Origin of the sequence: Flagellimonas crocea, from assembly GCF_033441595.1 — a bacterium.
Classification (GTDB): domain Bacteria; phylum Bacteroidota; class Bacteroidia; order Flavobacteriales; family Flavobacteriaceae; genus Flagellimonas; species Flagellimonas crocea.
The window spans coordinates 209,685-226,980 of the sequence record NZ_JAUZVX010000004.1; the positions used below are offsets into that span (position 1 = coordinate 209,685).

The following is a 17,296-nucleotide window of genomic DNA, read 5'->3' on the forward strand; positions in this document are numbered from 1 at the left end:
TTATTTGCTTGCAAAGAGTTTCACATCGTCTTCGGACACTTCCTTGCCGCCCAATATGATGAGCCGCTCGACAACGTTCCTCAATTCGCGTACATTTCCGGTCCAATCGTACCCTTTAAGCAGATCGATGGCCTTTTTTGAAAAACTCTTTTGCCCGGTTCCCTGTTCGGATGCTATTTTTTTGGAGAAATGTTCAATCAGCAATGGAATATCGTCCCGTCTTTCGTTCAGTGCGGGAACTTTGATCAAGATTACGGCCAAACGGTGATAGAGATCTTCCCTGAACTTGCCCTCCTCGATTTCCTTTTTTAGGTCTTTGTTGGTTGCCGCAAGTACCCTAACATCTACTTTTATGTCCTTGTCGGAGCCAACGCGGCTTATCTTGTTCTCTTGCAGTGCACGCAAAACTTTGGCCTGTGCGGAAAGGCTCATGTCCCCAATTTCATCCAAAAAAATGGTTCCCTTGTTGGCGGCCTCGAACTTGCCCGCCCTATCCTTTACGGCCGAGGTAAAGGCGCCCTTTACGTGCCCGAACAATTCACTTTCTATCAATTCCGATGGTATTGCAGCACAGTTTACCTCAACAAAGGGTGCCGAGGAACGAGGACTTTTTTGATGCACCCAATGTGCCACCAGTTCTTTCCCGGTCCCGTTGGAGCCGGTGATCAGTACCCGGGCATCGGTCGGCGCCACTTTTTCGATCATTTCCTTTATGGCCCCAATTTCCTTGCTTTCCCCGATCATTTCGTAGTTCTTGGAAATCTTTTTCTTGAGCACCTTGTTCTCCACTGCCAGTTCCTTTCGGTCCAAGGCGTTTCTTACCGTGGTGAGCAAACGGTTGAGGTCTGGCGGTTTGGAGATGTAGTCATACGCCCCAAGCCTCATGGTGTTTACCGCGGTGTCCAGATCCCCATGACCGGATATCATGATGAAAGGGATTTCGGGTTTTATCTTCTTGGTAGCTTCCAATACCTCCACCCCATCCATTTTGGGCATTTTTATATCACAGAGCACTAGGTCAAAATCTTCTTTTTTGATGATTTCCATACCAGCCAGACCATCTTCTGCCTCGGCTACATTATAGCTGTCATTCTCTTCGGCCAGTATTTTTACCAATACCCTCCTAATTGCCGATTCGTCCTCTATTACCAAAATTTTTGACATATCCTGCTATTTAAAAAATTCCAATTTTCAAGCCTGTTCTAATATAAAAATTTGACTCGTCATTCAATAAAAAAACCTTGCCTTCGTCGTCGTTCCTCAAAATTCCTTCTTGGACAACAGTTCTGCCCGCCATTGCAAAAAGGGACATTCTTTTGGTGATACGGTACTCGTATATGAATGTTCCCAACAATGAGGTCAAAGAGATCTTTGAAGCTACTTGACCGTTTTCCAAAGGAATGTTGTTTTGCAGATTTATGTAGTACCCATCCAATAACAATGCCATTTCAAAAGAGTGTTTATCCGATATATAGTAAGTCAACCCTGATTTGGGTATTCCAAGGGTAAAGGACCAATCTGGGTGAAACCTACGGGAATAGTTGATCAATGGCAATGGAACGGGTAAACCTGTAGTACTGTTATAGGTAAGACCGAGCACTATACGGTATGGTTTATCGGCGTTTGCACGCTCCTTCCATAAGGTTGCGGTCGCATTCATAAAAAAATCACCTGTAACGGTACCCGTAACAAAATTGGACGCCATTCTAGGTGTAAGAATCGTTACCAAGTTCCAGTTTTCGTTCCATTTGGTAATCAGGCCCACATTCAAATCTATAATGTGAAAACGAATCAGCTCACGCTTGTCAAAAGGTAGGTTTTGTGAATACCCCATATCAAAACGGTTGTACTCCATTCCTGTAATCAGATAATCGGCCTTCTCATTTAGCTTTATGGGCAAATTTATCAAGGTTTTGTAGCGCTGCGTTTTAATACCTGTGTCATTTTCGGGTATGTTAAGGTATTCCAACCTAAAAATATCTGTGCTCTGGGCATATAGGTTATGGCTACAGAGTATTACAATGAAAGCTACTAGCTTCCATGTTGCAATATGGGAATATGAGTTTTTTATAGCTTTCTATTGTTTTGGCTGAATAATATGAATATCGCGCTGCGGGAACGGAATACTTACATTGTTCTCTTTGAACTTGGCATTGATTTTATACCGCATTTCGCTTTTGATCCTAGGATCTCTAAAAGTATCGTTTGTAAAAAAATAAATGGAGAAAATAAGTGCCGAATCTCCAAAATCCTCAAATAACACAAATGGCTTGGGGTTTTTGAGCACTTGCTTTTGACCTGAGGCCACCTCCTCCAAAATCTTAGTTACCAGATCAACATCGCTACCGTAGGCAACCCCAACGCTTACTTTTTCTCGGGTGGTCCTATGGTTTTGGGTATAGTTATAAACGATGTCGCTTATAAATTTATGGTTGGGCAGTATCAAAACCTTATCGTCCCTGGTTATGGCCCTAGTGGTCCGTAGTTTAATCTCAAAGACTTTCCCCACTTTACCATCGACCTCCACTACATCCCCCACTTGAAGAGATTTATCAACAATGATAAAAATTCCTCCTAAAATATCTTTGAACAGTTCCTGCAACGCAAGTCCCAATCCAACAAAAAGAGCGGCGGATGCCGTGATTACCAATGTAATATCGACCCCTGCTGCACTTAAGGTTACCAGAACGGCAATTATGTAAACGACATAGTTAATGAACTTAAAAATGCTGGAGAACTTCTGCTTGTCCTCTTGTTCCATTTTTCGGGTAAAAAGGTTTCGCATCCATTTCAACAAAAACCTTGTTACCACTATCGCCAAAGTTAAAAGTAGCAATAGCCCAATGGTAAGGTCAATCGCTTTATCGCCTTCCCCTACATGGATTCCAAGATCCAAAAAATGCTTAATGGATCCCCAAATATCTTCTTTGATGATCTCTTTGATGTCTTCTGTGCCTTCTTGCATTCTATTTTAATATCTCAACCACTTTATCAATTCCTTATAGGTAGGTTTTTTACCATACATCAATATACCTGTTCTATAAATCTTCGCCGCTAAGGAAACAATGCCCAAAAAGGTAATGATCAAAAGGAACACGGACAATAAAAATTGCCATAAAGGTACTCCTCCCTCCCCTATTCCGCCGGGCAGTCGCATCAGCATTACAATGGGCGACGTTAACGGAAACAACGAAAACCCAACGGCGATAGGGCCGTGTGGATTACTGAAAACCGAAAAGAACCCTACATAGATCGCCAACATTAAAGGTAATATAATAGGGAAAATAAATTGTTGGGTATCTGTCTCATTATCCACCGCAGCACCGATCGCTGCATAAATGGAACTGTAAATAAGGTAGCCCAACACGAAATAAATAAAGAAGGAACCTATGAGCAAAGCCCATGGGATGTTATAAATTTCTTTGGCATACATCATCATTTCACCATCCAGGGCTCCCAATTGAGAAGCTGTTGCCATGGGTCCGGCCTGAATTTCACCATTGGCCGAGAGCGCAGAAAAATCGATTCCAAAAATCAATACAACTGCGAACAATAGGACGGATGCCGAAACTATCCAGATGGAAAACTGGGTGATTCCCGCCAAGGAGTTACCAATGATCTTGCCCAACATCAATTGAAATGGCTTTACCGAGGATATGATCACTTCGATGATCCTACTGGTCTTTTCTTCGATGACACTACGCATTACAAATCCACCATATATAATAATGAACATCATGATGGCATATCCAAACCCGCCACCTATAATGGCTTTGATCTCGTTAACGCCCCTCATGCTCCGTTCCCCATCAAAAGTGGAAAGATTGATCTCGAAAGGCTTTTCCACATTGGAGAACTGTTCCGATGTTACCCCCAGTTTCTGAAGACGGTCCTGTCTCAAGTTTTTCTGGAAAATACCCTCCAGTTCCTGTGTCACCGCTGTATTCGGGTTATCTTTGGTGTACAGATAAGCGTCCTTGGCAACCTGCTCCACCGTAGGTTCGTTTGGAATGTACAACAACCCGTAATATTCCAGCGCGGTGGTGGAATCCTTCGCCTGCTCCAAGGTAAGACCGTCCAACTGCACGTAGGATATATTCTTTGATGGATTAAAATCAGTTTGAAAAAAAATACTATCGTTCAAAACAGTGATTACCCTGGTCTCATTGTCGTTCACTTTGGCCAGATAAGCGATCAATACGATCATGCCGACCATCAACAATGGGCTCAGAATCGTCATTACAATAAAAGAACGATTGCGCACCTTGGCCAGATATTCTCTTTTTATGATCAGTCCAAGTTTACTTGCCATTGTCCTTGTTGTTTATGGTTTGAATAAAAATATCGTTTGCCGAAGGTATGGTTTCTTCAAAATGATTGATGTTCGCCATTTTGGAAAGCTCCATCAATATATTTCCTGTCTGGGAGCTCGGCAATTGCACCTTAAAATTCAATTGGTGCTCCCTTGGGTCATTTTTTATGGAAAGAATATTGAACTTTTCCTCCAAGGCCTTCATCAATGCATCGGCATCCTTTTCCACCTCCAGCCCTACGTTGAATATGTTGTTCTTGTACGCATTTTTGATTTCAGAGAGTTTTCCGTCCAAAATCTTTTCGGATTTATGGATAAGGGCGATATACTCGCAAAGTTCTTCCACGGATTCCATTCGGTGCGTTGAAAAGATAATAGAGGTCCCATTTTCCTTCAACTTTAGTATCTCATCTTTTATGATATTGGCGTTGATAGGGTCAAAACCGCTGAAGGGTTCATCAAAGATCAACAATTTTGGTTCGTGGAGCACGGTAACAATGAACTGGATTTTTTGCGCCATTCCTTTGGAAAGCTCCTGTATTTTCTTGTCCCACCAATCACCAATGTCCAAACGGTCGAACCAATATTTAAGCCTCGTTTTGGCCTCATTTTTTGACAACCCTTTTAACTGTGCCAAATAGAGCGCCTGCTCGCCGACCTTCATGCTTTTGTACAATCCCCTTTCTTCGGGCAAATATCCTATGGACGCGATATGTTTTGGCGCCAAAGGTTCGCCATTGAGCAAAATTTCCCCAGAGTCCTGATGGGTTATTTGGTTGATAATTCTAATAAATGAGGTCTTTCCTGCCCCATTGGGACCCAAAAGTCCATAAATGGAATTTTTCGGGATTTGAAGTGATATGTTGCTCAGTGCAGTATGGCCACCATAAGTTTTGGTCACATTTTTGGCAACAAGGATATGATCCATGTAAACAATTTTTTCAAAGATATGTAATTGCTGGATAGATACCTGATTTCCTATAAAAACAAAAACCCACCCTCAAAAGAATCAAGGATGGGAAAAAAATTGCTATGAAAAAGAAAATTAGATATCGGTCACCCAACATCAGTTCCAAATATACGTTTTTTATTTAAACAGAAGCTTTTAATTCTTAAGAGAACATATCTTTTACCTTTTCAAAAAAGGATTTGTCCGATTTTTCTGGCCTCGGCACAAAATTATCATCGTCCTGCATACGCTCAAAAAATTCCCTCTGTTCTTTGTTTATATTCTTTGGGGTCCATACATTTACGTGTACGAGCAAGTCCCCGCTACCGTATCCGTTCAGGCTGTTTATTCCCTTGCCCCGTAGTCTCAAAATTTTTCCGGATTGCAATCCCGGTTCCAATTTTATACGGACTTTTCCGCCAATGGCATCAATTTCCTTGGAACTTCCCAGAACTGCTTCCGGCATACTGATGTAAAGATCGTAATGAAGGTTATCTCCCTCTCTTTTTAAGGTATCGTGCTCAATGGTCTCAATGGCGACCAACAAGTCCCCTGGAACTCCATTTCCCGGAGCTTCGTTTCCTTTACCGGCAACTTTTAACTGCATCCCGTCTTCCACGCCCGGTGGAATTTTTATGGAAACCGTTTCTTCCTCTACCACGAGTCCCTGGGCATCTGCATTCGATGGTTTCTTATCGATTGCCTGTCCGGCACCTCCACAGGTAGTGCAGGTTGTTGCCGTTTGCATTCTCCCGAGAATGGTATTGGTGATTTTGGTGATTTGGCCCGTACCGTTACAAGTAGGGCATGTTTTGTAGGTAACACCGTCCGCCTGTAGCTTGCGCCTTACCTTGACTTTTTTCTCAACGCCATTGGCCACTTCTTCCAGCGTCAATTTTACACGAATCCTAAGATTGCTCCCTTTGACCCTGCGCTGTCCGCCGCCAAATCCACTGAATCCACTGAATCCGCCACCGAAGGCTCCACCAAAAATATCCCCGAACTGACTGAAGATATCGTCCATGTTCATACCTCCGCCGCCAAATCCTCCGCTACCATCGAAAGCGGCATGGCCAAATTGGTCATATTTCGCCCTTTTGTCAGGATTGCCCAATACTTCGTAGGCCTCGGCAGATTTCTTGAACATTTCTTCCGCTTTGGCATCTCCCGGATTTTTATCCGGGTGGTATTCGATGGCCTTTTTCCTGTAGGCTTTTTTTATCTCTGCGGCGGAAGCTCCTTTGGAGACTCCCAGTATTTCGTAATAATCCTCCTTCATACAACTTTAGTTTCCAACAACAACTTTTGGATGTCTTATTATTCGGTCTCCTAACTTAAACCCTTTTTCTATCACGTCTATGATTTTCCCTTTCATTTTCTTGTCAGGTGCGGGAATTTGGGTGATGGCCTCATGCACTTCGGCATCGAACACATCGCCAGGATTGGCCTCCACCTGTTCCAAGCCCTTGTTCTTAAGGGTTTCCTTGAACTTATTGCTGATAAGCTCCACCCCTTTGAACATTTCCTTGTCGTCGGATTTTGAAAGTTCCTTCAAGGCCCGGTCAAAATCATCCATGATGGGCAACATTGCCACAATGACTTCCTGTCCTGCTGTTTTAAACAGATCCATGCGTTCCTTTGAAGTCCTTCTTTTGTAGTTTTCAAACTCTGCAAAAAGTCTGAGGAACTTTTCCTTCTCCTTGGCCAAATCTTCGCGCAATTTTTCTTCTTCGGAAAGCTCCTCCTCGTTTTCTTCCGCGGTATTGTCCTCTATATGCTCATCGTTCAGCTCAGTACTCTCTTCGGTTTGCCCTTTTTTAGGCTCATCTTCCATTTCCTCAACCTTACTTTTATTGCTCATGTTATATTGTTTTATTCCGGTTTGAAACGGCAAAAGTACTGCCAATTGTGGAAAAATGTCAAAATGTCACCGCAAAACATAAAAAAAGCCGCCTAAGCGGTCTTTTGATTATCAAAAAGTCATGAAAACTTATTATGCTTCGATGGATGCAGGAATGTTTTCCTCCTGCTGTGAATAAATGCTTTTCAATGCCTGGCAAATATTGCCATATTGAAAGGAGAATCCCTCTTCCTCTATTTTTTTACTGCTCACCCGCTGACTGCCCAATAAAAGGGTTGCCATTTTCCCCAAGACCAATTTTAGAAAAGCGGCCGGAACGTTGGGCAACCACAATGGTCTGTCCAAAACTTTGGCCAGTTCCTTGGTCATTTTGGCATTGGTAACGGGGTTCGGGGCTACACCATTATAAACTCCACTGAGGTTATTTTCCACAACAAAGGCGAACATTTGGGCCAAATCCTCTATGTGTATCCAAGATTGCCATTGTTCACCGCTTCCTATGGGGGCACCTACAAAATTTTTAATGGGCAATGCCATTTTTGGCAGTGCACCGCCATTTTCTGAAAGAACCAGACCTATCCTGATTTTTGCCACATCCAGACCGAGCTTCTTGAAGGTGTCGGCTTCAGCTTCCCACTTCGTAACGACTTCGCCCAAAAATCCATCATCGACCTTGGGACTGGTCTCGTCGTAATAATTGGAAGTTGAATCCGGATAGATTCCAATGGCAGAAGCAGAAACAAGGCACTCGACCTCCTTGTTGGAGGACGCCTCCAAACCTTTTCTCAATGTCAATAAACTATCGATTCTGCTGGAAAGCACTTTTCTTCTATGGCTCAAGGTCCAACGCTTGGCAATAGTGGTTCCGGCCAAATTGATGATGGCCTGAACATCCTTAAAACAGTTCAAATCTATTTCCCCTCTAGCCGGGTTCCAGTAAAAACCCTGAAAATCTTCCGAGGAAGAAATTTTATCCTTGCTTGTGGTCAAATAATTAACGGGTATACCTTTTTGATGCAAGACCTCGACTATCGCCTGCCCTACCAATCCAGTAGCTCCTGTTATCAACACCTTCATACTATCTCTCCTTTTGTACAAAGTTAGAAGTTTAATCGACTGTATATTAGACCTTAATTTAGGTTTAACATATTTGTTTAAACTTTAGACCAATTTATGGCCTCAAGGCAATCAAACCTTAACAGATTATTGGGAATCACCTTGTTTTACGGCTCTTAGCATTTCTCTTTTTCCGGGCGGACCGGGCAAACGCTCCACGGTAAATCCCACCGTTTGCATGGCCCTTCTCACACTGCCTTTAGCAGCATATGTGACCAAAACTCCGTTTGTTTTCAATGCTTGGTACATTTGCAAAAAAATGTCCTCGGTCCATAGTTCGGGCTGTACCCTGGCACCAAAAGCATCAAAATAAATAAGGTTGAACATATTTTGCTTTTCGATGTCCTTAAAATCCTTTTTTTGTTTTAGAAGAGAGAAATCCGGGGTAATGGCGATGGTTTCCTCCCACGGGGAGCTGTGCATTTTTTGGAAGGCCTCTTCATGGGCATCAAACCCCAGTTGATTACAGTAGTCCAATTCCCGTACTTCTTCCATGGCAACGGGAAATGCCTCTACTCCCACATAATCGACAGCCAATTGAAGCTTGGGAGCTTCTTCCAATGTGATCAGGGCGTTCAGGCCCGTTCCAAAACCTATTTCAAGCAAGCTGATCTTTTCATTGTGGAAGCACCGCAGGCCATGTTCAATAAAAACATGGTAGGCTTCTTGTACCGCTCCGTGTTTGGAGTGGTACTGTTCGTCCCAATCCTCTATTTGAATGGTCTTGGAACCGTCTCCGGTAGTAATTATTTTTCGTTTCAAGGCTCGGTCGCGATCAACACGCCGTCCGCTTCAAACCTGAGCGTTTTCTTGGGAGCAGTGATCAGGGCCAGTTCGTCCTCGGAAGCACCTTCATCTTCGGCGTAGTGTTTTTGGTCCTCAACGGACATTTCCTCAAAAAAGGCAGCTCCGTTCATCACCACTTTTTTACCTGCTGCATCTTTGGGAACAAAAAAGCCGTAATCCTTAAAACGGACAAAAACTTCGTCGTCGGATTCGAGCTGCACCTTCATCCAGCATCCCTTCGCCTGACACACCTCTTTAATCTCGCCAACAATTTGGGTCTGCAGGGAATCTTTTCCCGAAATTTCATCAAAAGGGGCCGAAGTCTTGGAAGCTTTTCCAGAAACTTCAAACTCCTGTCCAAAATAATCTCCCTCAACAGTTTCTTGTTTACAGGAAACCATCAGAATACCAAGTAAAAATACAGTAGCAAAAGTGTTAAAAATCCTCATTTTTGATAACATTTAAATAATTGTGGGTCAAGTATAATATTTAGATTTGCGAATTGTCCAAAACTAACAATAAATAGCTAATTTTAACGCGGTAAATGTAAGTGATATGGAAACAATGGCTAACAAAATTGCTATAGAGAAAACAAAATCGTCCAAGATCCAAGACGTGGATTTTGACAATCTTTCCTTTGGAAGCGTCTATTCTGACCATATGTTGGTCTGTAATTATAAAAACGGGGAGTGGTCGGCACCAAAAATAGTGCCTTACCAGCCCATTACCTTGGATCCTTCCGCAAAGATTTTCCATTATGGTCAATCCATTTTTGAAGGTATGAAAGCCTACAAGGACGAAAACGGAAAAGCTTGGCTTTTTAGACCGGAAGAAAACTGGAAACGCTTGAACAAATCGGCCCAAAGATTGGCCATCCCAGAAATACCCGAAGCCTATTTTATGGAAGGACTGAATGCGCTCATTCAATTGGAAAGCGATTGGATTCCACAAAATCCGGGAAGTTCCCTATACATCCGTCCTTTTGTTTTTGCTTCTGGAAACGGTTTCCATGCATCTCCAGCGGATGAATATAAATTTATCATTGCCTGCGCCCCGTCCGGTTCGTATTTTTCAGGAAAGGTGAAGGTATTGATCGAAGAGACCTATTCGCGTGCAGCCAATGGAGGGGTTGGTTATGCCAAGGCGGGCGGAAACTACGCCGGTCAGTTCTACCCTACAAAATTGGCCGCCGATAAAGGCTACCAACAAGTGATCTGGACGGACGATAACACCCATGAGTTCATTGAGGAAGCTGGTGCCATGAACGTTTTTGTGCGGATTAACGATACCTTGATGACCGCTCCGACGAGCGACCGAATCCTTGATGGCATTACCCGAAAAAGTATTTTGGACATTGCCGAGGACGAAGGTATCAAAACCGAGGTGCGTAAAATTTCTGTGCACGAACTTGTGAAAGCTGCGGAAGATGGGTCGCTTAAAGAGATGTTCGGTGCAGGAACAGCTGCGGTAATCTCACCGATTTCAGGCTTTGGATACCATGGTAAAGATTATGAGCTACCAGAAGTAGAGGAAAGCTATGCCTCTTTTTTAAAGAAAAGAATCACGGACATTCAGTACAACCGTGCCGAAGATAAATTTGGATGGCGACACGAGGTCATCTAATAAATAAAAAGAGGCGCCGATCGGCGCCTCTTTTTATTTATCGATTATGGATTGGATATCCGGCTTAAAATAGTTTGGGCCCTTCAAAACTTTTCCATCTTCACGGTAAATGGGTTTACCATCCTCTCCTAACTTGCTCATGTTACTTTTCTGGATCTCTTCAAAAACTTCTTCAATTTTATATTGCATCCCGTGCTCCAGAATGGTTCCGCAAAGTATGTAAAGCATATCGCCCAGAGCGTCGGCCACCTCCACCAGGTCGTTATTGTTGGCGGCCTCCAAGTATTCCCGGTTTTCCTCGTCCATTAAGTTGAACCTAAGTTTGTTCTTTTCCAGGCCCAGGTCCGCTTTGGGATTTTGTGAAACCCCAAGTCCAAAAGAATTGTGGAAGAGTTCCACTGCTTTAATTTTACTTTCCATTCCTTTATTTTGATTTAGCTTTGCATAAAAATATAAAATATGTTCAGTACCGGACAGATGATTTTTGCAGCTCTATTCTTTCTTGCTTTTGTGCTGATCATCTATTTTTCATACCGAAAAGATAAGAAACTACACAAAAAAAATTATAAGGGTGTCATTTGGATTCTTCTTGCATTCATATCCTTTATAATAATCCTGTTCATAATTAAATTTTTACTGAAAAATTAACGGTTAAATTGCCTTTACCACAAAAATCAAGGTTTACGCAACAATAGATGGCGCCAAGTTTCGTTCTTATAGGAAAAGCCGTACTTTTGTTTTAACATTAATTTAGCATAACCCTAAGATGATTGTATTCTTAAGTATTCTTTTTAGCTTGCTTGCTGTTAATGCCATTCTGTTGATTTTTAGCGTCAATGGAGCGAAAGAAAGATTTATTAAACCTATCCAACGGATTTCCGAAACCTCAACCACCAAACTTTTCCCCCGAGAGGCTGTTGAAACCGAATATAAGGAAGCAGTTTAGTTTGTATCTTTAGGGCATGAAACAGGCCTTACTTGTTTTTTTGGGCGGGGGATTCGGTAGCGTTTTGCGCTATCTTATTTCCAAACCTCTGAACCCCCTTTTCCACAATTTTTATCTGGGCACTTTTTTGGTCAACATTATCGGCTGTCTGCTTATTGGCCTTTTTTTAGGGCTTTCCACGAAAGGCAATCTATTATCCCAGAACAACACTCTTTTTCTAGCTACGGGATTCTGTGGCGGGTTCACTACATTTTCGGCTTTTGCATTTGAGAAGCACACTTTTCTAAAAAACGGCGACCTTCTCAACTTTGCCATTTACATGATTTCCAGCATCGTGATCGGAGTTTTGGCCGTTGTTCTGGGTTTATGGCTCGCCAAACACATTTATTAGTTACATATTGCATTTTTATAGTTAAAATTTGTTAAAAACTAAACATTTTTCATGTTTAGACTGACTAATCTTGCGAAAAAATGACCTGAAACTCCCTTACGTTAAGATAAAATCAACAAATAACTAACAAAAGTTAACATAAAATTAAAGACCCCTAAAATTTTGGGGGTATTTTTCTAATACCCATAAAAATACCCATCACACCCTTACATTTTTCATGGTCTCGCTTTTTATCATATATATTTGAGTGATCAATTAACTACTTAATTATGAAAAAAGTCGAGGCAATTATTAGAAAATCCAAATTTGATGAGGTGAAAAAAGCCCTCCATCAAATTGAGGTCAACTTCTTTAGTTACTGGGATGTAACGGGAGTTGGGAACGAAAAACAAGGACATGTCTATCGTGGCATATCGTACAGTACCAGCGATATCCAACGAAGGTATTTGGTTATCGTGGTTAGCGATGACTTTCTGGAGAAAACCGTGAATGTTTTATTGGACACTGCAAGCACAGGCAACGTTGGTGACGGAAAGATCTTCGTCTCCGATGTGATCGAGGCTTACAGAATTAGAACCAAGGAAAGCGGAAGCGCAGGAATCAACTAACATTAATAGCCAAAAAACTTAAAAATTTAGATTATGATTGTACAAGAACAAGAAGCGATAGACAAAGCCGTTGAAGCCATTACTGGCGATATGGGGGCCCTTTGGATCACCCTTGCGGCTATATTGGTGTTTTTTATGCAAGCAGGTTTCACCTTATTGGAAGTAGGTTTTACCCGTAGCAAGAACACCGGTAACATAATAATGAAAAACGTAATGGACTTGGCCGTTGGTTCGGTAATGTTCTGGGCCGTGGGTTACGCCATCATGTATGGTAGCGATCTAGTGGCCGGAGGTTTTTTTAGATCTAGTCCAGCCGAGCAAGGATACTTATTCTTTAGCGCCGATGATTGGTACAACCTGTTTTTCCAAACAGTATTCTGTGCCACAGCGGCCACCATTGTATCAGGTGCCATAGCCGGAAGAACCAAATTCTCAACGTATTTGATTTTCTCTGCTGTACTTACAACTTTGATATACCCAATTTCTGGTAGCTGGTACTGGCCATTTGATGATGATGCCTGGTTGAACACTGCTGGGTTTATAGATTTTGCCGGTTCCTCCGTGGTACACGCCGTTGGTGGTGCTGCCGCTTTGGTCGCCGCGATATTGGTAGGTCCAAGAATTGGCAAATATGTTGATGGTAAAGCACAGGCGATACCCGGTCACAACATGGCCTTTGGAGCCCTTGGGGTATTTATCCTTTGGTTGGGATGGTTCGGATTCAACGGTGGTTCCCAATTAGCCTGGGGAGGCGATGACACCATTGCTGCCACCAGTGTGATCATTAACACAAACCTCGCTGCCGCTATTGGAGCCATTGGAGCATTGTTCTTTACTTGGGCAAGATACGGCAAAGCGGACATTTCCATGACCCTTAACGGTGCTTTGGCCGGATTGGTGGGTATTACTGCCGGTTGCGGTGCTGTAAATGCCTGGGGAGCGCTTGCCATTGGACTGGTATGCGGTATCATCGTAGTGGTTTCCATCGAGTTTATCGACAAAAAACTTAAGATAGATGACCCAGTAGGTGCCATTTCCGTACACGGGGTATGTGGATTCATCGGAACTGTACTTATCGGCCTATTCGCACTGGATGGTGGATTGTTGTACGGTGGTGGAGCCAAACTACTTTGGGTACAGACCTACGGATCGTTGTCCTACATTCTTTGGGCAGCCTTGGCATCTTTCGTAGTGTTGTTCATTTTGAAGAAAACCATAGGGCTACGAGTTTCCGAGAAAGAGGAAGTCGAAGGTTTGGATCTACATGAACATGGCGTAGAAGCTTACCCGGAACATATTTCTCAGGATAAATAATAAATCAAACTCACAAAAGATTGACATAAAAGGAAACGGAGCGTTCTGCCAAACGCTCCGTTGAATAACCTTTTCAATCAAACTCACAATTAAACAACTAACAGTCCTTGGTTAAAAGGACAATTAAAATGATTATGATATGAAAACGATTATAAATACAAATTTCGGAAAAATTTTGGCTATCGCCATTATTTCAATGGTAACATTTTCAGCCTCAGCACAGGAGGAGGAAACTCCAAAGTTTAGTTTTAGTGGTTCTGTGGATGCTTATTATAGGGCAAACATCACCGCTCCAAATGATGAGGAAGCAATTGCTCCTGGGTCTTCTTTTGCTCAGCTTCCGGGATTCTCTTTGGGGATGGCCAACCTTATTGCCGCTTACGAAGGTGAAAAAGTAGGATTTGTTGCCGATTTGGTTTTTGGTCCACGGGGTACAGATGCTATTTTTGAATCTCCAATGTACTCTGCGACAGGCGACATTATTAACCAGTTATATGTTTATTGGAATGTAAGTGATGCCGTGACTCTTACCTTTGGTAATTTCAACACCTTTTTAGGTTATGAAGTAATTTCGCCAGTAGCTAACTTTAACTATAGTACATCTTACTTATTCTCCTACGGTCCGTTTAGCCATACAGGTTTAAAGGCTGATTTTGATTTGGGCAATGAATGGTCTGCCATGGTAGCTGTAATGAACCCTACTGATTTGACCGAATTTAATCCAACAGGTGATTATGCCGTAGGTGCTCAATTGGGATACTCTGGCCAGTTCTTGAATTTCTTGTACAGCCAAGGTGGTTTTGAGATTGATTATACTGGTGGTTTTGACCTTTCCGAGGAATTCTTCTTGGGAATCAACGCTGCTCATTACAGTGCCGAGGATAATGGTGGTTCCTTTACCGGTGCCGCACTTTACCCTCAGTATGCAGTTTCGGAAACCTTCAGCCTTGGACTACGTGGCGAATATTTTATGGCAGGGGATTTCTTTGGTGAAGAAATAACAGGAGTTGGAGCTGATGCAGAGGGAGATGGAAGTGTTTTCGCAGTTACCTTGACAGGTAGTGCAACCATCGGCAATCTTATTCTAAAACCAGAGATTCGTTTGGATAGTTCTTCAGAAGATACTTTTATCGACAACGATTTGGCACCAACAGGAAGCTTAGCTTCTGTATTGTTCGCTGCGATTTACTCCTTCTAACAATATAATTGATATGACACGAAAAAAGCCTTATTCCAATAGGATTAAGGCTTTTTTTAGTCCTTGTTAAAATTTTTCACTCCTGCTCTCACTTTAGTTCTCAAATAATTTTGCCTTGGCACTAGAGGGCAGGAGTACTTTTTGTTATACACACAATAGGGATTATAGGCTTTATTAAAGTCGATTACCAACGTATCCCCTTCGGGAATGGTCAAATCAATATACCTTCCGCCACCATAGGTTTCCTCTCCATTGGTATTGTCCAAAAAAGGCAAGAACAGATAATCCTCATAATCTTCATCATCCAACAGGTCCAAACTTTGGTATACCTCCAATTGGTGTTCGGCCCCATTTAAGGTAAAATGGGCGATTCCGTAAACAACCTCTTGGGTCCGCCTATCGGTAGTGGTTGGCATAAAAAAGGGTTCCGCATCCGGAGTACGTTCAAAACGTGCTTTTACAATGTAGTTGGTGTCAGGTTCATAAAAGTCGAGTCCTTCAAAATCCATACGATATTTATCCGGTAAAGGAGATTCATCAGGATCCTTGAAACTTTCGTTCAACTCCCTTTGAAATTCCAATATATCTGCCATCAATTCGGAACTCGCCGTTTCCACCTTGTCCTCATCATGGTATTTTTTACCTTGTCCACAGGCCATCAAAAAAACCGCGAAAAGTAAGATTGCATATTTCATTCGGAAGATATTTGTGCAAAAATACGGCATAACCCATAAGAATGAAAACTAGGTCTACGGCCTATTTTCATTCACTTTGATATCGTAACGGGCATCATCCAAATATTTTGAGACCAACTCATTGAACTCCGGTGTAATTCGGAACAGCGCCGTGTTATCGAGACTGTACAGTTTTTCCCTGTCCTTGAAACCTTTTTTCAAAAGTTCCTCCAAATAGAACAAAGAAGTTCCAAAATCATCGTTTTTAGCACTGAGCGAAATGGTTTTTAGGTAATACTCGTAGTTATCAGGCTCCAGAATGGTCTTGAGCATATACAAAAATGCCAAAGCGTCCTCATCCAGCACTTCTTCCGATAGCATAAGATTGATATTGTCCTCTGCCAAGGCATTCACAAATCCTTGTAACCGATGGCCCATCTGTCTTTCATAAGGCTTTGCGCCCGAAATAAATTTATCTATCTCGCCCATTTGATGGTTCCACCAGCCCAGATTATTGAAGTTGTGGGTGTAGATATCCTCCTCCATATAATATTGATAATCCTCCTTGAGCATGGATTCCTTTAAAAATGCAGCGTTCTCGGCCCTCTTCATTGCCTTAAAATCGGGGTTCCGACGTAAATCCCGTTGTACCGTCCTCAAAGAATCCATATTCTTGAACACTCCATACATCGACATCATTTCAGTCATGTACTGCTCCGCCCAAAGCAAATCCCCGATACGCTGCAATTGGTTCAGCTTCTCCAAATCTTCCTGATAGGCATTTTCCACATATGTGGAATCCGTAGGCATCCATTTACGGCCCATGGCATCCAATGTAAACAACTGCATTCCTTTTTCAATATAAGGAACACCGGGCCACTCGCCATTGCCATCGTAAAGTAATACCTGATTGGGAAATTTATACCTGTCAAATAATTTGGTATCCGTCAACATGAATGGATACGTGAAGTTTTCTTTATTTACGATACCTACAAAATGAAACGGCTCCTTTACATTAATGAGCTCCCTATTTGCCAACGAAGCACCAATGGACATGACCCCGGAAACATTTTTGATCAAAATGGGAACCAAGCTCGCAAATTGTCCGCCGGCTCCCCCACCCGAAGCATAGATACGATTGGGCCGCACGGGCAACAGACCAGTTACCTTTTGAATCGTTTTACTGGTTGCAAGCATATTTTTGGACAATGAAACGGAATCCAACAATTTGGGCGCGGCCAATACATAGCCTTCCTTTTCAGCAGCCATTACATACATGGAAAGTGCACTGGCCTCATTCCCCTTTACATCAAAAACCACAAGCAAGGGCCACTGCTTTTCCATGGAAAACATTTTGGGTATATACAAGGAATAGGTGGTTGATGTGGAATCGTTAATGGGAAGATTTTCAATGATTTCCCCTTTTTTCAATACCATTTGCTGCGAGAATACGGAGAATGCACAAAAAAATATCAGAAGGGTTAGTGAGTATAATTTTTTCATAATTCTAATTTCACA

At 42.4% G+C, this 17,296-nt stretch carries 20 protein-coding genes; 7 read left to right on the forward strand and 13 right to left on the reverse strand.

All coding sequences use genetic code 11. The features are described 5' to 3' along the window. From SD449_RS14345 to SD449_RS14390, 10 genes are all read right to left on the reverse strand, one after another. Nucleotides 1-1,164 (reverse strand): sigma-54-dependent transcriptional regulator, encoded by a 1,164-nt coding sequence (locus SD449_RS14345; protein ID WP_318311519.1) that lies wholly within the window; start codon nucleotides 1,162-1,164, stop codon nucleotides 1-3. Nucleotides 1,165-1,174: 10 nt separating this feature from the next. After that, the gene (locus SD449_RS14350) at nucleotides 1,175-1,969 is read right to left on the reverse strand and encodes a DUF6268 family outer membrane beta-barrel protein (RefSeq protein WP_318311521.1); all 795 of its coding nucleotides are present in this window, start codon (nucleotides 1,967-1,969) and stop codon (nucleotides 1,175-1,177) included. 108 nt (nucleotides 1,970-2,077) lie between these two features. Then, the gene (locus SD449_RS14355; RefSeq protein ID WP_318311523.1) at nucleotides 2,078-2,965 is read right to left on the reverse strand and encodes a mechanosensitive ion channel family protein; all 888 of its coding nucleotides are present in this window, start codon (nucleotides 2,963-2,965) and stop codon (nucleotides 2,078-2,080) included. A gap of 6 nt (nucleotides 2,966-2,971) precedes the next feature. Then, nucleotides 2,972-4,312 (reverse strand): ABC transporter permease, encoded by a 1,341-nt coding sequence (locus SD449_RS14360; protein WP_318311524.1) that lies wholly within the window; start codon nucleotides 4,310-4,312, stop codon nucleotides 2,972-2,974. After that, nucleotides 4,302-5,240, reverse strand: a complete 939-nt coding sequence (locus SD449_RS14365; RefSeq protein ID WP_318311525.1) for an ABC transporter ATP-binding protein — start codon at nucleotides 5,238-5,240, stop codon at nucleotides 4,302-4,304. Before SD449_RS14365 ends, SD449_RS14360 begins: the two co-directional genes overlap by 11 nt. Nucleotides 5,241-5,424: 184 nt before the next feature. Next, nucleotides 5,425-6,540: a molecular chaperone DnaJ gene (gene dnaJ, locus SD449_RS14370; RefSeq protein WP_318311526.1), complete on the reverse strand. Its 1,116-nt coding sequence runs from the start codon at nucleotides 6,538-6,540 to the stop codon at nucleotides 5,425-5,427. A 6-nt stretch (nucleotides 6,541-6,546) separates the two neighbouring features. After that, a complete protein-coding gene (locus SD449_RS14375) occupies nucleotides 6,547-7,122 on the reverse strand; it encodes a nucleotide exchange factor GrpE (RefSeq protein WP_318311528.1) in 576 nt (191 codons plus the stop codon). Nucleotides 7,123-7,254: 132 nt separating this feature from the next. After that, nucleotides 7,255-8,199, reverse strand: coding sequence for a TIGR01777 family oxidoreductase (locus SD449_RS14380; protein ID WP_404828069.1), 945 nt, complete (start codon nucleotides 8,197-8,199; stop codon nucleotides 7,255-7,257). A 126-nt stretch (nucleotides 8,200-8,325) separates the two neighbouring features. Continuing rightward, nucleotides 8,326-9,000 (reverse strand): tRNA (5-methylaminomethyl-2-thiouridine)(34)-methyltransferase MnmD, encoded by a 675-nt coding sequence (gene mnmD, locus SD449_RS14385; RefSeq protein ID WP_318311532.1) that lies wholly within the window; start codon nucleotides 8,998-9,000, stop codon nucleotides 8,326-8,328. Beyond that, nucleotides 8,997-9,473: a DUF4920 domain-containing protein gene (locus SD449_RS14390; RefSeq protein ID WP_318311534.1), complete on the reverse strand. Its 477-nt coding sequence runs from the start codon at nucleotides 9,471-9,473 to the stop codon at nucleotides 8,997-8,999. Before SD449_RS14390 ends, mnmD begins: the two co-directional genes overlap by 4 nt. A gap of 106 nt (nucleotides 9,474-9,579) precedes the next feature. Between SD449_RS14390 and SD449_RS14395 the strand changes: the two genes are divergently transcribed. Next, nucleotides 9,580-10,647 (forward strand): branched-chain amino acid aminotransferase, encoded by a 1,068-nt coding sequence (locus SD449_RS14395; protein WP_318311535.1) that lies wholly within the window; start codon nucleotides 9,580-9,582, stop codon nucleotides 10,645-10,647. Between the two features lie 33 nt (nucleotides 10,648-10,680). On the opposite strand, the gene SD449_RS14400 is transcribed toward SD449_RS14395, so the two are convergent. Next, entirely contained in the window at nucleotides 10,681-11,067 is a 387-nt protein-coding gene (locus SD449_RS14400; protein ID WP_318311536.1) for a nucleoside triphosphate pyrophosphohydrolase family protein, read from the reverse strand. 39 nt (nucleotides 11,068-11,106) lie between these two features. On the opposite strand from SD449_RS14400, the gene SD449_RS14405 reads away from it, so the two are divergent. The 6 genes from SD449_RS14405 to SD449_RS14430 all read left to right on the forward strand — a co-directional run bounded on the left by SD449_RS14405 (nucleotide 11,107) and on the right by SD449_RS14430 (nucleotide 15,104). Then, nucleotides 11,107-11,295 (forward strand): hypothetical protein, encoded by a 189-nt coding sequence (locus SD449_RS14405; RefSeq protein ID WP_318311538.1) that lies wholly within the window; start codon nucleotides 11,107-11,109, stop codon nucleotides 11,293-11,295. A gap of 118 nt (nucleotides 11,296-11,413) precedes the next feature. After that, nucleotides 11,414-11,593, forward strand: a complete 180-nt coding sequence (locus SD449_RS14410; RefSeq protein WP_318311540.1) for a hypothetical protein — start codon at nucleotides 11,414-11,416, stop codon at nucleotides 11,591-11,593. A gap of 16 nt (nucleotides 11,594-11,609) precedes the next feature. Beyond that, nucleotides 11,610-11,984 (forward strand): fluoride efflux transporter CrcB, encoded by a 375-nt coding sequence (gene crcB, locus SD449_RS14415; RefSeq protein WP_318311541.1) that lies wholly within the window; start codon nucleotides 11,610-11,612, stop codon nucleotides 11,982-11,984. A gap of 269 nt (nucleotides 11,985-12,253) precedes the next feature. Next, a complete protein-coding gene (locus SD449_RS14420; protein ID WP_108246498.1) occupies nucleotides 12,254-12,592 on the forward strand; it encodes a P-II family nitrogen regulator in 339 nt (112 codons plus the stop codon). A gap of 33 nt (nucleotides 12,593-12,625) precedes the next feature. Then, complete coding sequence (locus SD449_RS14425; protein ID WP_318311543.1) at nucleotides 12,626-13,906, forward strand: ammonium transporter; 1,281 nt, start codon at nucleotides 12,626-12,628, stop codon at nucleotides 13,904-13,906. Between the two features lie 139 nt (nucleotides 13,907-14,045). Further along, nucleotides 14,046-15,104, forward strand: coding sequence for a porin (locus SD449_RS14430; RefSeq protein WP_318311544.1), 1,059 nt, complete (start codon nucleotides 14,046-14,048; stop codon nucleotides 15,102-15,104). A gap of 56 nt (nucleotides 15,105-15,160) precedes the next feature. On the opposite strand, the gene SD449_RS14435 is transcribed toward SD449_RS14430, so the two are convergent. Continuing rightward, nucleotides 15,161-15,799 carry a DUF1684 domain-containing protein gene (locus SD449_RS14435; protein ID WP_318311545.1) on the reverse strand — a complete coding sequence of 213 codons (639 nt, stop codon included), beginning with the start codon at nucleotides 15,797-15,799 and terminating at the stop codon, nucleotides 15,161-15,163. Between the two features lie 54 nt (nucleotides 15,800-15,853). Then, nucleotides 15,854-17,281 carry an alpha/beta hydrolase gene (locus SD449_RS14440; RefSeq protein WP_318311546.1) on the reverse strand — a complete coding sequence of 476 codons (1,428 nt, stop codon included), beginning with the start codon at nucleotides 17,279-17,281 and terminating at the stop codon, nucleotides 15,854-15,856. Between the last annotated feature and the right edge of the window lie 15 nt (nucleotides 17,282-17,296).

What these genes read in the sequence shown, in the direction of transcription:
- SD449_RS14345 (WP_318311519.1), bottom strand. Translation starts at nt 1,164, where the DNA reads ATGTCAAAAATTTTGGTAATAGAGGACGAATCGGCAATTAGGAGGGTA.
- SD449_RS14355 (WP_318311523.1), bottom strand. Translation starts at nt 2,965, where the DNA reads ATGCAAGAAGGCACAGAAGACATCAAAGAGATCATCAAAGAAGATATT.
- SD449_RS14360 (WP_318311524.1), bottom strand. Translation starts at nt 4,312, where the DNA reads ATGGCAAGTAAACTTGGACTGATCATAAAAAGAGAATATCTGGCCAAG.
- SD449_RS14365 (WP_318311525.1), bottom strand. Translation starts at nt 5,240, where the DNA reads ATGGATCATATCCTTGTTGCCAAAAATGTGACCAAAACTTATGGTGGC.
- dnaJ (WP_318311526.1), bottom strand. Translation starts at nt 6,540, where the DNA reads ATGAAGGAGGATTATTACGAAATACTGGGAGTCTCCAAAGGAGCTTCC.
- SD449_RS14375 (WP_318311528.1), bottom strand. Translation starts at nt 7,122, where the DNA reads ATGAGCAATAAAAGTAAGGTTGAGGAAATGGAAGATGAGCCTAAAAAA.
- SD449_RS14380 (WP_404828069.1), bottom strand. Translation starts at nt 8,199, where the DNA reads ATGAAGGTGTTGATAACAGGAGCTACTGGATTGGTAGGGCAGGCGATA.
- SD449_RS14390 (WP_318311534.1), bottom strand. Translation starts at nt 9,473, where the DNA reads ATGAGGATTTTTAACACTTTTGCTACTGTATTTTTACTTGGTATTCTG.
- SD449_RS14395 (WP_318311535.1), top strand. Translation starts at nt 9,580, where the DNA reads ATGGAAACAATGGCTAACAAAATTGCTATAGAGAAAACAAAATCGTCC.
- SD449_RS14400 (WP_318311536.1), bottom strand. Translation starts at nt 11,067, where the DNA reads ATGGAAAGTAAAATTAAAGCAGTGGAACTCTTCCACAATTCTTTTGGA.
- SD449_RS14405 (WP_318311538.1), top strand. Translation starts at nt 11,107, where the DNA reads ATGTTCAGTACCGGACAGATGATTTTTGCAGCTCTATTCTTTCTTGCT.
- SD449_RS14410 (WP_318311540.1), top strand. Translation starts at nt 11,414, where the DNA reads ATGATTGTATTCTTAAGTATTCTTTTTAGCTTGCTTGCTGTTAATGCC.
- crcB (WP_318311541.1), top strand. Translation starts at nt 11,610, where the DNA reads ATGAAACAGGCCTTACTTGTTTTTTTGGGCGGGGGATTCGGTAGCGTT.
- SD449_RS14420 (WP_108246498.1), top strand. Translation starts at nt 12,254, where the DNA reads ATGAAAAAAGTCGAGGCAATTATTAGAAAATCCAAATTTGATGAGGTG.
- SD449_RS14425 (WP_318311543.1), top strand. Translation starts at nt 12,626, where the DNA reads ATGATTGTACAAGAACAAGAAGCGATAGACAAAGCCGTTGAAGCCATT.
- SD449_RS14430 (WP_318311544.1), top strand. Translation starts at nt 14,046, where the DNA reads ATGAAAACGATTATAAATACAAATTTCGGAAAAATTTTGGCTATCGCC.
- SD449_RS14435 (WP_318311545.1), bottom strand. Translation starts at nt 15,799, where the DNA reads ATGAAATATGCAATCTTACTTTTCGCGGTTTTTTTGATGGCCTGTGGA.
- SD449_RS14440 (WP_318311546.1), bottom strand. Translation starts at nt 17,281, where the DNA reads ATGAAAAAATTATACTCACTAACCCTTCTGATATTTTTTTGTGCATTC.